Origin of the sequence: Actinospica robiniae DSM 44927, from assembly GCF_000504285.1 — a bacterium.
Classification (GTDB): domain Bacteria; phylum Actinomycetota; class Actinomycetes; order Streptomycetales; family Catenulisporaceae; genus Actinospica; species Actinospica robiniae.
This window is the reverse complement of sequence record NZ_KI632511.1, coordinates 1,416,708-1,429,332: the sequence shown is the minus strand read 5'-3', so window position 1 is coordinate 1,429,332 and position 12,625 is coordinate 1,416,708. Positions and strand designations below refer to the sequence as shown.

Sequence of the window (12,625 nt, the reverse complement as noted above, 5' to 3'; positions counted from 1 at the left end):
CCGGTACGGTTCATCCAGCCCCCTCCGGCAGTTCCTGTGCAAGCTGCGAGGCCAGGGCCAATTCAAAGGGTGTGGTGAAAACGTCGAGCCGGTCGTCGGCCGCGTCCGCGCCATAGACGCGCTTGAGCGCGCTGCGCTGTTCCACGCTGGGAGCCTGCAAGACCAACTGGGCGGCCGTTGGTGCCTGCCAGTCCTCTTGGTCCGTGCTCGTGCTCACCAGCGTTGCGCTTTCGCGTGCAACCCACGCGTTCAGCTGCTGGTTCAGGCGGGGCCGGTGACCGACTGGGCATTCGTTGAGCGCGTCCACCAGCAGGGTCAGCGGGGAGCGTTCGCGGCGTGCCGCCTCGGCCAGCTGGGATGCGCTGATGCTGGTGAACGGCGCGATGGTCTCGTCGAGAAGTTCGTCGAGGTGCCCCTCGTAGAATGACGCCTTCACCAGGATGGGCAGCCAACCGCGGCCTTCCAAGTCGAGCGCCAGGCGGGCGAGAAGATGGCTCTTGCCGGCCCCGGAGGCGGCTCGGATGCTCGCATGTTCGCCCGCTGTCATCCAGTCGGCGAGCGTGCGGCTGGCGATAGCCTCGCCGGTCCGTGCAATTAGGAGGTCGAGACTGACCGTCTCCGGCAGTTGGCTGCCAAGATGCGCGGCGAGCCGTTCAGCGTAGGCCTTGGCCTCGCCGGCAGCGGCGCTCGACGCACTCCGGGTGCCGAGAGGGCGGCAGAAGATGCGCATCGTCTCTTCACCGAAGAACCGGCGCACCAGATCAGGACGGTCGACGAGCATGTCTGATAACTGCTCCCGCCCCCACAGGTCGATCCGCAGATCCGGGAGCGTGGCGCGCTGCGCAGCAAGTTCGTCCTCGATACGCGTGTCGGCGACATCAGCAGTGGTGACCAATACGAGTCGGCCCGCGTTGAGCGGCCGCGTGCCCTGGACGAACGTCGACACGGCGTTCCGCAGATCCCGTGCCGTGAACTTCTCGTACCGTTTGGCCTGGTAGACAGTGGTGGGCTTTCCGTCGAAGAACGCCCCGACGTCAATGCCGTGTTGTTGTTGTCCAGGTCGCCCGTACCGCCGGGCCTCGCGGGCTTGGTCGACCTCGCGGGCGAGCGCGACCACCAGGCGTTCCACCGCTTCCCACGACAGATCGCCCAAGTTGAGTTGCAAAGGAGCAGTGGTCGTCAGTGGAGGAGGAAGCGGGAGCTGCAACGCACCAACAACGAGAGGATGGCCTGCCCCGAGCAGCTCCCCTTCATCGCCGAACTCGGCTTCCTCGATCCTGATGGCAGGTCACCTTCGTTCTCAAGCTGGATCTGACGGACGGTGAGTTGCGCTCGCCAGCCAAGCCTATTGCGGCGGCACTACCAAGCGAGTCGGGGTCCACACTGCGTTTGATCGGCGGTGGCCCGGCCGGATCGCTGCTGGTGTGCTGGCTGTGAAAACCAAGGCGCTCGCGCCGACTGGCGAAGTGCAGCAGCTGCGGCACATGATGCTGTATCCTCTCGGATCAGCGGCCATCACGCTGGCCCGTCTCCGAGCTTGGCACGCCCACGTCGTGCAGCGTTGAGGACAAGAGGCGCCGCCTCGCGGTGGCTTCTAGGATCCCTTTCTCTGGAATCGTTGTCCTCCGGGTGACGTGGGTGCCCACCACCCAAGGGACCACGACATGGACGTACGTAAGCGTGAAGCCCGAGCCCGCATGGCCGCCACCGGGGAGACGTACACTCAAGCCGCGCGGAGAACAGCCGAGTCCGCAACGCGAAACCTCGGCTTGGCAGATGCGATTGCGGCGCACATCCAACAGATCCTTCGAACCTACGACACTGAGCGCGCTGCTCGCCTCGCTAAGCTCGAGGAGCTTGAGGCGCAAGGAAAGAAGATCGTTGACGGAGGCCCGACCCGAGGAGATGGGTGGGCCGTCTTCGACTGGCGCACCGGAGCCAAGATCGCTGAAGGCACTGGAGATGACGAATACGAAGCCGCCTGCCGGCAGCTTGATCCAGATGAACAGTGGTGGCACCGCGACAACTTGAGCGAGTACGTCGATACGGTACGTATTCCCCCCACGCCCGGGCTTCCTCCGAGTCTCGGAAAGGTGCTCGAGGAATGGATCGCCAACCTCGGTACACCTCTCGAGGAGATCGCAGACGTGGCGGGGTTAGAGGTCGAGGAAGTAGAACGCTGTCTTACTGAAGTCTGACCTGCCGGAGTTTCTCTCGACGTGCCGGCTGACGTGCTTCTGCTCTGTAACGGCTATGAGCTCAGTGTTTCGCTCATATGCGATGAGGCCGGGCTAGAGGTCGGCACGGAGCTGCCTGCTTTCGGTTCCGCAAAGCAGCAGCTGCTATGAGGGGCGAGAGTGAACGGGCTGGCCTCGCTCGCGGCACCGACGACAGCACCTCGGGTCACCCCAATCCGCTCCTGTACCGGGTTACGCGTATTGGCGGCCACGAAGCGCAAAGGCGCCGGGCGCGAGCACGAGAGCGCTCTGACCCGGCGCCGAGGGCCGGCGTCCCTGCGCGCCTGGGGTCGCGCGCATTCGTTATCGGGCGGCCAAACCAGGCGGGTTCCTCGGCAGCACCGCGAAGTCGCTCACGGATTGCTGGTAGCGGGCCTCGAGCCGGCCGAGCAGGTGTGCGGTCATGGCGGGGGTGATGTGGCTGTAGCGGTCGCCGATGCTGGGGGTGGCGTGGCCGAGGCGCTTGTCCTGGACGAAGCCGTCGACGCCGTCTTCCTTCATCCAGGTCTTGTGGGAGTGGCGGAGCCCATGGAAGGTCATGCCACTGGCGATTGGCTTGCGCCGGTCGGAGTTTTCGTGACCGGGCGCTCCGTTGACGGCGGGATCCCACGTGCGCTGGCGGAAGTTGGAGCGGCGTAGGTAGGCGCCGCGCGCTCCGGTGAACACGGTGTCGTAGCGAGCGACGGTGAGTTTGGCCGTGAGCAGCTTCGCTAGGAACGGGGGGAGGGGTATGGAGCGGCCGGAGTTCTCGGTCTTGGGCTGGTCGAGCCAGACCCTGCCGGCGAGTTCGCGCAGGTTCCCTTCGTTCGCATGGACGATGATCTTCGGAGTGTCCTGATCGAGCAGGACGTTGTGCCAGCCGAGCGCAGCGAGTTCGCCCCAGCGCATGCCCGTGTAGGCGGCGGTGATGACCATGGCGGCGGAGATTGGATCGAGGCGGTCGGCAATCTCCAGGACCTGAAGTGGGGTGGCGATCGTCTTATCGGGACCCTTGCGGTGCGACAGCCGTAGTCCGTGGCAGGGGTTGATGGATATGTACTGGTTCTCGGCGGCTTCCGCCATCACGGTCGAGAGCAGCGTGAGGATCGAGTGGGCGCTGGAGGTGGCCATCCGGTCGGTCAGGTTGTTGGCCCACGCCTTGACTTCGATCCGGGCGATGTGGGCAATCGGAGTCTCGCCGAACCTGGGCAGGATGTGCAGGCGCAGGTGCGACTCGTAGCGTGCTGCGGTGGTGGGGGCGACCCTGTGCGCGCCCATCCATATCCGGACCCACTGGTCGAGCGTGAGCAGGCCCGCGGCGCTCAAGGTGGCCGGAGATGTCACCGGGCGGGGGTGCTCGGGGGCAGCGCGCCGGGCCGGTCGTATGGCCTCGGGGACGACCGCGCCGAACTCGGGCCTCGGCGCGGCGGCCAGACTCGCGACTGCCGCAGCGGCCGGTGCTGGGTGCGTTGTGGACGCGGAGTTCTCCACCCTTGGCTCCGGGTTGCGATCGGTGGGGCTGGCGTTGAAGTTCTTGGCGTGGCGCCGCGCTTCGATCTTGCTCTCGTAGCGGCCGAGGGTTTCGACGGTGCCGTCGGGGTGGCGGTGGCGGACGCGGAATCCGGCGCCCTTGGGCTCGACCCATGCCATGGTGGTGTGCTCCTGAACGGTAGTTCTCGGGGTGAACGCTTCCGCGTTCGGCTCCCGCCGGGTGGCGGGTGGGGTCCATCCACGCTCGCCGGCCGATATTGATCAAGTCTTTGCTGGTCGGCTGTTTGGGTGTGTTGTGGTGTGGGCTAGTCCGGGCGGGGGCCGGCGGCGTTGTCGGCGACGATCGCGCGCAGGTCGTCTTCGGAGAAGCGCAGGTGCTTGCCGAGGTAGGTGCACGCGATATCGCCCGCGGCTGCTGCGCGCCGCAGCCAGGACGGGCGCACGGCCAGCAGGACTGCTGCCTGTTCGGGCGTGTAGGCGAGCGGGCGGATGCCCGCGGGCAACAGCGGGAACAGTGGTGCGGTGTCGGCGGGTGGGAGCCGTTGGTCGCGTGACTGAACGAGGTGCGCCGGTGCGTCGGAGTCGGAGGAAACCTCATGGGGCGAGTCGTCGGAATCGCCCATGGCGTAGGTGTGCGCGCTGGATCCACCAAGGCTGTGACGGGGGAGTTGGTGTCGAGAACGGTGCGGCACGGCGCTTTCGCGCGCGGCGGCGGCTGCTGTCGTGCCGGTCTGCCGTGCTGAATCGTTCTCGAGCGAGATCGGGTGGGGCGCGGGCTGGTGTGGTGTGCGCGGTGCCGGACGGGAACTGGTTGTGGGGACGGTTGTCAGCGCGTGGGGTCCTTAATCGCGGGCAACTCGTCGATACGACCATCAGCCTCCGTATGCGATCGACTCACCGTGGCTCCGGTCGGTGGCGACGTTTGAGAAGCTGCGGCAGTCTCAGCGCGGTTCTCAGCGCGGCGCGGCGATGGGGCCCGCCACAGAGAGCGCGCGACCTCGTCGGTACCCCGGTCCCTCCTTGGACGAGTCGGCGTGCTCCAGCCACGTCGAGGCGGTAACTTGCGGACCTTGGTCCACCCGGCGGCGCGAAGGCTCGCGCCGCTCTCGTCGGCGTGGGTGTTGGTGATCAGACGCAGATAGCCGAATGCTCTCGCCGCCTGCCAGGCTGCGGAGAGAAGCATCGAGCAGCAGTTGCGCGAGGCGTCGGTGACCAGCCTCGTGACCTCGAGGGTGAGCCCGTCATCAAGGTGGCTCGCGACGGGCCGCCCCACCATCGTGGCTCCGAGCTGCCTCCCTGTCTGATCGAGGGCGCCGATCGAGAACTGGTGGCCAACGGGCCTGGCGCGGTGACGGCGGAGCGCATCGACCAGGTCGCAGGCATCGCGGAACGCAAGCGGCCTGATCTCCAGCCTTCTACTCACAGTCGGCATGCGGGGGCCGGGCATCGTCGGCCCGCTCACGCAGCCCGCCTCGGCTGCCGCGTCTCCGCGGCTGCCGGAGAGAGCGCTGCCGAACCCGAGCGGCACGCCCACGGCCCACAGCCGTCGGGTGATCCTGTCCACTCCTCGTGTGCCGGGAGCAGACGCAAGTGCCCACGGACTCGTCTGATGGCTGGCGGGTCGATCGGCGCCTGGTCGAGCGGTTTGAGAGAGGGATGCAAGAACGCCTGTCCGCGCAGTGCAATGCCGCCGGCGTTGGCCCGGGCGGAGCCGTGGCGGATCGCGTGGTCGAACGCGACGGCCTCGTTCCACTGTTCGGGATGCTCGTCGCGCAGGGTTCTCCATCCCTGGTCGCTGGTATACGGGCATCCGACACACGCCGAACGGCTCACGGCATCGAAGCCGTGCTCGGCGAGGTAGCGTTCGCAGTCCTCGCGGGCAAGCCCGAGCTCGATGAGGGGGAATCGGTTGCGGGCGTAGAGGACGCCGGAGTCTTTAGCCCGGGCGAACTCGTCGGTGGATATCCCGATCCACTGCTCGAGGGACAGGCCGCGCTTGACGCGACCGACTCGGCCATCCGGCAGTTCCTCGGCGCCGAGCCGGCGACGGGCCTCCGCCAGCAAGACCTTCACCTTGTACGAGGAAGTGCATTGCCGGCGGAGCATGCCTCTGGTGCCGTTGAGATTCTTGACGAACAGCGGCATCGTCGCGAACCGCGAGGTGGGATCGAGAGCGTCCCGGCGGATGTCTCCCGCGGACAGGCGCACGACCGGGATTCCGGCCGGCCTGGCGACCTCGTCCTCGAGCCGGTCGAGGGCAGCGTAGGTCTCGGGACGCTCCCATCCCGGGTCGGCGAAGGCCGCGTAATCGAGCTTGGGTAGCTCGCCGTTCGCGGACATGATCAATAGAGCTGAGCTCTGCACGCCGGCGCCGAGCGAAAGGGCGCGGATCGGTGCGGTGCCGGAGACGTGGGAGAACGGGGGAGTGGTGGAGCGGTTGGGCAAGAACTGTCCCTTTCAGAGCAACAGGGCGGTTGGCGCGCGCTGAGTGGAGCGGAGTGAGGCGGGGGTGAAAGGTCTCCGACGAACAAGCGACCGGTGGTGCGTTGCGGGCGGCGCTGGTGCGTGGATGGTCATCCACTCGTTGGCGGCACTGGATTCATCGCGCAGCGGGTTGGTCGAAGAGGGCCGCGCCGGGTCCGGCGTGGCCGATCAGGCGTCGGGCGTGGGCGCGGCACAGACGCAGTCCCCGGGTGCGTGCGGTTGCGCTGGTGGCGGCCGGGGGCATGGGGCATGGCGTGTGGAGCGGTGCTCCGGCGTCTGCGGTGCGGCAGCTCCGACACCAGGGGCCGGTCGGGTCGGGGACGAGTTCGCGGTGGCAGCGTCGGCACAGTGGCGGGCGTCCCTGGCACGCATCAGCCCGAGTCTGAAAGTCCGTGGCGGGTGTGGATGTGGTCATGTGGCTCTCTTACGGTCCGTGCGGGTGCAGACGAGTCCGGGTTCGGCTGCGGCGGTCACCACTCCTTGAGGGGTGAGTCGTGGTCAACGGGGACGGCGTTTTCGACCAGGGGTGCGTGAACGCGGCAGAGCCGCTGGCCCTCGTGGCTGGTGGCCGATGCCGGTAAGGGCAGCAGGCTTGGTCTCGCGGCACGATTGCGTCGCACCTCGGGCACCAGGGAGCGGACGAGGCGGATCCGAACAGCGGCGTGTCGCAGCGCGGGCCCATCGCTTCCTCGCAGCGCTCCGGCGAACTCGCCGCGTCGTGATATCCGGCCACGGTCATGCACCCGCCTCCGCGAAGGCTCGTGCGCGCCATTCGAGGTGGCCCTGACCGGGTCGCGGTTGAGGCGGTGCGGATTGGCCCGAACCTCCAGGCCTCAGTCCGACAACACTGGTGTTCCTCCTGGGTGTGGTGCGGATTGGTGCCGCTGGCCTGGGCTTCGGGGGTCGGGCCTTCCCTTTGCAGAGCATTGACAGAATCTCGGGACTGATGCACAGTTCTCATGTTTCATGAACTTTCCGTGCTCGGCGTGAAGGTTGGGAGCCGGAGTTGGCGCTTGCGCTCGTGCGCGACCTGCGCGACGTTCGGCCGGTGGCGACCGCGGAAGCCGTGGCGGAGTTCGAGGTCGACCTGATGGCCGGGTTCGTGCTCGCGCGGGCGTCGGCGGGCCTGAGCGACTCGACGATCCGTGGCGATGTCAGTCACCTGGATCTGATGCGTGAGTGGTTCGGCCGGCCGTTGTGGGAGATGGCGCCGGCGGATGCCGACGTGTACTTCGGGAAGGTGCTGCGCGGTGCGGCGGGGGGCACGCGACTGGCTCGTGCCGCCGCGCTCTCGGTGTACTTCGAGTTCCTCGAGCTACGCCATCAGGCCGAGTTGCACGCGCTGACCGGCATCGTCGCCGTCTGTCCGCTCGATGAGCTCAACCGGCCGCGCGGGCGCAAGGACGCCCGGTTGCGCATCCCGCCGAGCGAGGCGGAGATGACGGGGTTGTTCACCGGGTGGGGCCAGGCGCTCGGCTCGGCCCGCAAGTTCGCCCCGGCGGCCCGTACCTATGCCGCGGCGAGGCTGATGGCCGATACCGGGCTGCGCGCGAACGAGACTTGTCGGCTCGATCTCGCCGATGTGCGCTGGGAGCTGGGCCGGTTCGGCAAGCTGCACGTGCGCTACGGCAAGGGCTCCTACGGCTCCGGTCCGCGCGAGCGGATGGTCCCGCTGCTCGGCGGTGCCGCCGAGCTGCTGCGCTGGTACATCCAGGACGTGTGGGGCCAGTTGGACCGTGACCACGCCCGGCCCGGTGCGCCGTTGTTCGCCGCCGAGCGCCGGGATATCGACGGCAGTGCGCGCCGGGTGGGCTACGAGACGCTGCGCGCGGGCCTGGCCGAGGCCGCGGCGTCGTACCTGCCGGGGTGGGCGGGCCGGCTGACCCCGCACGTGCTGCGGCACTACTGCGCCTCCCAGCTCTACCTCAACAACATGGATCTGATATCCATACAGGAACTTCTCGGGCATTCGTGGGTGGCCACGACCATGCGGTACGTTCACGTGCACCGCACCCGGATCGAGGACGCGTGGCTGGCCGGCCAGTCACGCGCGGCCGAGAGACTCAAGGGGCTGGCGTAGATGAAGTGGAACCTGCGGATGGCCGCGGCCAAACGCGAGATCTGGAAGGCCTCGGTCCTCCAGCGCGCCCTCGCCGAGCGCGGCCTGGTCCTGTCGGCCGGGAAGATGTCGGGCCTGTGGTCCGGCCAGCCCGCCTCCCTCAAACTCGAGGAACTCGACGTGATCTGCGCCGTACTCGGCTGCGAGATCGGCGAACTGCTCATCCCCGAGCCCGAGAAGGTCGCCCCCGGGCCCGAGGCCGCGAACCTCGCACCAGCCGCCGGGATGGGCGGCCCTGGCACGACCCCGCTCGCGATCGTCCCGCGCCGCACCGGCGGGCGCTCGCTGCCCCCACCGATCGCCTGACCCGGATGCCACGCGGCCTTCCCGGGACCCCGGGCCCGCCCTCGGGCACCTTGGACAGCTGCGTCTCCTGCTACGCCTGGGGGCTGATCCACAGCACCGGGGTATGCCTGGGCTGCTACAACTTCACCGCACCCGCCCGACGACACCCCATCGGCCGCTGCGGTGCCTGCCGGCGCGAGCAGCCGCTCAAGAACGGCTACTGCCGCTTGTGCTGGTGCCAGGCCCGGCACGAACGCGACGGCGCGCAGCACCTGGACGCGCGCGCCAAAGTCATGATCGCCCCGCACCTTCCCCTCGTGCGCCACCAACAGCTCTTCCTCGCCGGAATGACCAAACGCACAGCCCGCCCGCGCACCGCGCCGCGCCGCCGAGGCGAGAAAGGCCGACCGCGCAAACCGCCGCCACCCGTGGCCGCGCGCCCCGCCGCCCGCTGGATCCAGACCGCACTCTTCGAGCTCGACCGGCGCAACTACCGCGCCCAGCGCCTCGACCTGCGCAGCGCCCCGGCACCGGAGAACCCGTTCCTCGCCTGGGCCCTGCACCTGGCCCACACCACCGCCCAAGCCCGGGGATGGAACCCGGCCTCCCAGCGCGCGATGCAGCGCACCCTGACCGAGCTGCTCGCCACCCACCAGGCCGGGGAGACGGTACGCGCCAGCGCCGCACGCCCCGTTGCACGAGCGCACTGCATCGGCCTCGAGCACGTGCTCGAACTGCTCGAGCAGATGGACGTACTCGACGACGATCTGCCCACCACCTTCGACATGTGGCTCGCGGCCAAGGCCGCCACCCTCGCCCCCGCGATCGGCGCGGACATCACCGCCTGGGCACGCACCCTGCGCTACGGCACACCGCGCAGCCCCGCACGCCACCCCCACACCGCCTACACCTACCTCACCGCGATCCTGCCCGCCCTGACCGCATGGTCCGCCCGCTACCACCACCTGCGCGAGGTGACCCCCGCCGATGTCACCGCCGTCTACAACCGGGCCACCGGGCAGCAGCGCAGCATGCTCCTTTCCAGCCTCCGCGCGCTGTTTCGCTGGGCGAAGGCCACCCGCAGCATCTTCGCGAACCCCACCCGCGCCCTGCGCGGCCCGAGCGAGAACCGCCCCATCTGGCAACCCCTGGACCAAGCCACACTCGACCAGGCGATCGCCGCCTGCACGAGCCCACAGGCCCGCCTCTTTCTCGCACTCGCCGCGATCCACGGCGCACGCCCCGGACAGACCCGGGCGCTGCGCCTTAACGACCTCGACCTTCCCGCCCGGCGCATCACGATCGGCGGCATCGAGCGCCCCCTCGACGCGCTGACCCACCAGGTGCTGCTCGACTACCTCGAGCACCGCCACCGACGCCACCCCGGCACCGCCAACCCGCACCTGCTGGTGAGCAAGCAAAGCGCGCTCGGGCTCGGGCCCGTCAGCCAGACCTACGTCATCGACCTGCGCGCGACCGACACGAACCTCGAACGACTGCGGATAGACCGGCGCCTGGAAGAAGCCCTCGCCTCCGGCGCCGACCCCACCCACCTGCTCGCCGTGTTCGGCGGATCCGAGAGCACCGCAGTGCGCTACGCGACCAACGCCCGACTCCTGCTGGCATCCGATCACGAGTCCCTCCCCGGTTCATCCCCGCGAACCTCAGCACTCGACCCCGCCGCAGCCCCGGAAGTATCCTGAAGTTCGACCTGAGAACCCTTCAGTTGACGTGAACTTCTGGAACTTTCGGGCTTGGCGAGGATGATCACGTCCTCGTGGGCGATGACGGCGTGCGGGTGCCCTTCGGCCCGCTTCTTGCGTACGTTGTTGAGTTGGAAGAAGGACGGGCGGGCGATCAGCTCGCCCTCGCGGATCCCGGCGAGCAGCGCGACGCACCGCTCGAGGGGGATCAGGCCCGCGCGCTGCCCGGCGGCGATGACTTCGCTGGGCAGGTCGATCAGTTCGCCGCGCTCGCGCCACGGGCGGGCGGTGACCGCGACGATGCCGCCGGGGCGCAGCAGTGTGGCGCAGCCGGCGAGGATCGCGGCGAATCCGTCGATGAGTCCGTCGAGGGTCAGGTGCGCGAGGTTCGCTTTGTCGGCGGAGTAGCGGTAGTTGATCTTGTGTACTCCGGGCAGTCCGCTTTCCGAGGTGGATCGGATCTGTCCGTGCAGCGACGCCCCGTAGGGCGGCGAGGTGATCACGAGGGCCGCTTCGCCGTGCAGATGCGGCGGCGCGACCTCAAGGAGCCTCCGGGCATCGGCGTTGACGATCTCGGCGGTGCCGGCCGCGCTGTGCGCGGCGGCGTGGGCGATATTCGCGGCGGCGAGCTTCGCCCAGCGCGGCTCGTACTCGACGCCGAAGCCGCGCCGGCCGAGGTGCATCGCCTCGATGAGGGTGGTGCCGATGCCGCACATCGGGTCGATGACGATTTCGCCGGGGCGGGTGTAGGCGCGGATGGCGTGGCGGGCGATGGCCGGGAGCATCTTGGCCGGGTGGGCGACCGAGGCCGGCAGGTAGCGGCCGGTGCGCTGGGTGCGGGAGTTTTGCTGAGCGGTGAGCCAGAGCGAGGTGCCGACCCCGGTGGATTCCGCTTGTCCGGCCAGCAGGCCGTTACCGGGTACGACGGTTTCGGGGCGACGGGGGAACTCAGGCATGCTGCGGCTCCTGGGTGGGGGCGGTGAACAGGTACAGGTCTTGGTGTGCGCGCACGCTCACGGGCGCGGCGGTGAGGTGCGGCAGCGGGCGGGCGGGACTCGGGTGCTCGGCCGCGGACGAGGCGGGCGCGTGGCCCGGGCACGCGGTGGTGATCACGACGATGTGCTGCTGGTAGATGAAGCCGTGCCGACGGGCGCCGGCGATCGCGGTGGACGGGCGTGTGATGTCCGGCCCGCAGACGTCTTGGCCGAAGGCAAGGGCCAGCACGCCGCCGGGGGCGAGCCGGCCGAGCGCATGGACGAGGCGGGCGTCGAGTTCGTGTGTAGGGGACTCGAGCAACACCAGCCCGACCCGGTCACTGTCGGCCGACCGGGTCGGCCGGCGCGGTTCGTGCGCTGAGCTCGCCGCTGCAGGACGTGCGGGGTGTTCGGCGTGTAGACGGGTGCGTGCCCAGTCGGGCAGCACGCCGGATGCGGCGTTGGCGGGCGAGTCGGTTCCGGTGGGCGCGAGCCACAGGCTGGTGGGGACGTCGATCCCGCGTGCCGGGCGATAAGGGCGGCGCGGCGCGGGTTCTGTAGTTCGGCTCGGCCCGGTCGTGGGCCTCGAGGTGTGCGGGCGGGACGGGATGTGAGGCGGGTTGTTCATGGCGGTGCCGTCTCGTGCGGCGCCGGTGATGCTGACCTGCTTTAGAAGGGAATTTGGGGGCCCTTTTTTCTCAGAGCTCCGTGAAAGCCCTGGTCAGGGCCGGAGGCGGTGTGGCCCGTCGGGCCCAATCGGCGGCTGGGGCCCCGCCTTGCCGAGCGCGCGAAGGGCCCTGGGAGGGTATCGGCGCAGGTCAAAGGCTCAGGTTGCGTGCCGGTTGCGCGCGCCTGATGGCTGGTAAGTCCGGCCCGTTCGTACACGTCACCGGGTCGGGTTGCGGATCGGTTGCGCGCAACGAGCACACTCTCCTCGCGGGGGACCGGACCTCGTTTGTCACTCGAGGGATCGAGCAGGCCGGCGAGGCCTGGTACGCGGCGTTGGCCGACGATCGACCCAACTGGTCGCAACCCGTGCGGCTCTCGGGGAGCGTGGCTTTACCCGCCGCCCGAGTCGGCGTGCCGAATCCCGCGCGCCCTGCGGGGAGCCGCGCGAGCCATCGTGATGGCAAGAGTGCGGCCCAGAAAATCTCGAATTTCTTTCCGTCCATTCGCTGTGCGTTCTCGGCCGCGATGTCCGCGCAGCCCAGCGCCACGGGTTGCGCTCGGGGTGCGCGCGGCCCGGCGTAAACGCGCAACCCGGAGGTCTATTCATAAGGGGCCTTGCCCGTCGTGGGACAGGCTCCTGAAATTCACAGGCTGTGACTTGTCGCCGAAGCCTGGACATAAGCA

General features: G+C 69.0%; 11 protein-coding genes. 4 read left to right on the top strand and 7 right to left on the bottom strand.

The window, feature by feature from the left end; all coding sequences use genetic code 11:
* Positions 1–10 precede the first annotated feature (10 nt).
* Positions 11–1,165 carry a restriction endonuclease gene (locus tag ACTRO_RS06160; RefSeq protein WP_169739824.1) on the bottom strand — a complete coding sequence of 385 codons (1,155 nt, stop codon included), beginning with the start codon at positions 1,163–1,165 and terminating at the stop codon, positions 11–13.
* 499 nt (positions 1,166–1,664) lie between these two features.
* On the opposite strand from ACTRO_RS06160, the gene ACTRO_RS46850 reads away from it, so the two are divergent.
* Positions 1,665–2,198 (top strand): hypothetical protein, encoded by a 534-nt coding sequence (locus ACTRO_RS46850; protein WP_157435824.1) that lies wholly within the window; start codon positions 1,665–1,667, stop codon positions 2,196–2,198.
* 342 nt (positions 2,199–2,540) lie between these two features.
* Here the strand turns inward: ACTRO_RS46850 and ACTRO_RS06150 are convergent, their stop codons facing one another.
* The 4 genes from ACTRO_RS06150 to ACTRO_RS06135 all read right to left on the bottom strand — a co-directional run bounded on the left by ACTRO_RS06150 (position 2,541) and on the right by ACTRO_RS06135 (position 6,152).
* On the bottom strand, positions 2,541–3,866 hold the full coding sequence (locus tag ACTRO_RS06150) for a tyrosine-type recombinase/integrase (protein ID WP_051450384.1): 1,326 nt from the start codon (positions 3,864–3,866) through the stop codon (positions 2,541–2,543).
* Between the two features lie 146 nt (positions 3,867–4,012).
* Positions 4,013–4,330 (bottom strand): helix-turn-helix domain-containing protein, encoded by a 318-nt coding sequence (locus ACTRO_RS06145; protein ID WP_084316009.1) that lies wholly within the window; start codon positions 4,328–4,330, stop codon positions 4,013–4,015.
* A gap of 203 nt (positions 4,331–4,533) precedes the next feature.
* Positions 4,534–5,139, bottom strand: a complete 606-nt coding sequence (locus ACTRO_RS50740) for an XF1762 family protein (protein WP_425394871.1) — start codon at positions 5,137–5,139, stop codon at positions 4,534–4,536.
* A gap of 26 nt (positions 5,140–5,165) precedes the next feature.
* Positions 5,166–6,152 carry a hypothetical protein gene (locus ACTRO_RS06135; protein WP_051450383.1) on the bottom strand — a complete coding sequence of 329 codons (987 nt, stop codon included), beginning with the start codon at positions 6,150–6,152 and terminating at the stop codon, positions 5,166–5,168.
* 1,045 nt (positions 6,153–7,197) lie between these two features.
* Between ACTRO_RS06135 and ACTRO_RS06130 the strand changes: the two genes are divergently transcribed.
* The 3 genes from ACTRO_RS06130 to ACTRO_RS06120 are packed head-to-tail and all read left to right on the top strand — an operon-like array spanning position 7,198 to position 10,298.
* Positions 7,198–8,271 carry a tyrosine-type recombinase/integrase gene (locus ACTRO_RS06130; protein ID WP_034261866.1) on the top strand — a complete coding sequence of 358 codons (1,074 nt, stop codon included), beginning with the start codon at positions 7,198–7,200 and terminating at the stop codon, positions 8,269–8,271.
* Positions 8,272–8,616: a helix-turn-helix domain-containing protein gene (locus ACTRO_RS06125; RefSeq protein ID WP_034261863.1), complete on the top strand. Its 345-nt coding sequence runs from the start codon at positions 8,272–8,274 to the stop codon at positions 8,614–8,616. It abuts the gene before it with no gap.
* Between the two features lie 5 nt (positions 8,617–8,621).
* Positions 8,622–10,298 carry a site-specific integrase gene (locus ACTRO_RS06120; RefSeq protein WP_051450382.1) on the top strand — a complete coding sequence of 559 codons (1,677 nt, stop codon included), beginning with the start codon at positions 8,622–8,624 and terminating at the stop codon, positions 10,296–10,298.
* Here ACTRO_RS06120 and ACTRO_RS06115 read toward each other — a convergent pair.
* Positions 10,226–11,254 (bottom strand): TRM11 family SAM-dependent methyltransferase, encoded by a 1,029-nt coding sequence (locus tag ACTRO_RS06115; protein ID WP_084316008.1) that lies wholly within the window; start codon positions 11,252–11,254, stop codon positions 10,226–10,228. The two genes, ACTRO_RS06120 and ACTRO_RS06115, sit on opposite strands and share 73 nt — an antisense overlap.
* A complete protein-coding gene (locus tag ACTRO_RS46845; protein ID WP_157435822.1) occupies positions 11,247–11,900 on the bottom strand; it encodes a hypothetical protein in 654 nt (217 codons plus the stop codon). The genes ACTRO_RS06115 and ACTRO_RS46845 overlap by 8 nt, the downstream gene beginning before the upstream one ends.
* Positions 11,901–12,625: the final 725 nt, after the last annotated feature.

Coding starts and splice junctions, on each gene's coding strand:
- ACTRO_RS46850 (WP_157435824.1), top strand. CDS start 1,665: ATGGACGTACGTAAGCGTGAAGCCCGAGCCCGCATGGCCGCCACCGGG.
- ACTRO_RS06150 (WP_051450384.1), bottom strand. CDS start 3,866: ATGGCATGGGTCGAGCCCAAGGGCGCCGGATTCCGCGTCCGCCACCGC.
- ACTRO_RS06145 (WP_084316009.1), bottom strand. CDS start 4,330: ATGGGCGATTCCGACGACTCGCCCCATGAGGTTTCCTCCGACTCCGAC.
- ACTRO_RS50740 (WP_425394871.1), bottom strand. CDS start 5,139: ATGCCGACTGTGAGTAGAAGGCTGGAGATCAGGCCGCTTGCGTTCCGC.
- ACTRO_RS06125 (WP_034261863.1), top strand. CDS start 8,272: ATGAAGTGGAACCTGCGGATGGCCGCGGCCAAACGCGAGATCTGGAAG.
- ACTRO_RS06120 (WP_051450382.1), top strand. CDS start 8,622: ATGCCACGCGGCCTTCCCGGGACCCCGGGCCCGCCCTCGGGCACCTTG.
- ACTRO_RS06115 (WP_084316008.1), bottom strand. CDS start 11,254: ATGCCTGAGTTCCCCCGTCGCCCCGAAACCGTCGTACCCGGTAACGGC.
- ACTRO_RS46845 (WP_157435822.1), bottom strand. CDS start 11,900: ATGAACAACCCGCCTCACATCCCGTCCCGCCCGCACACCTCGAGGCCC.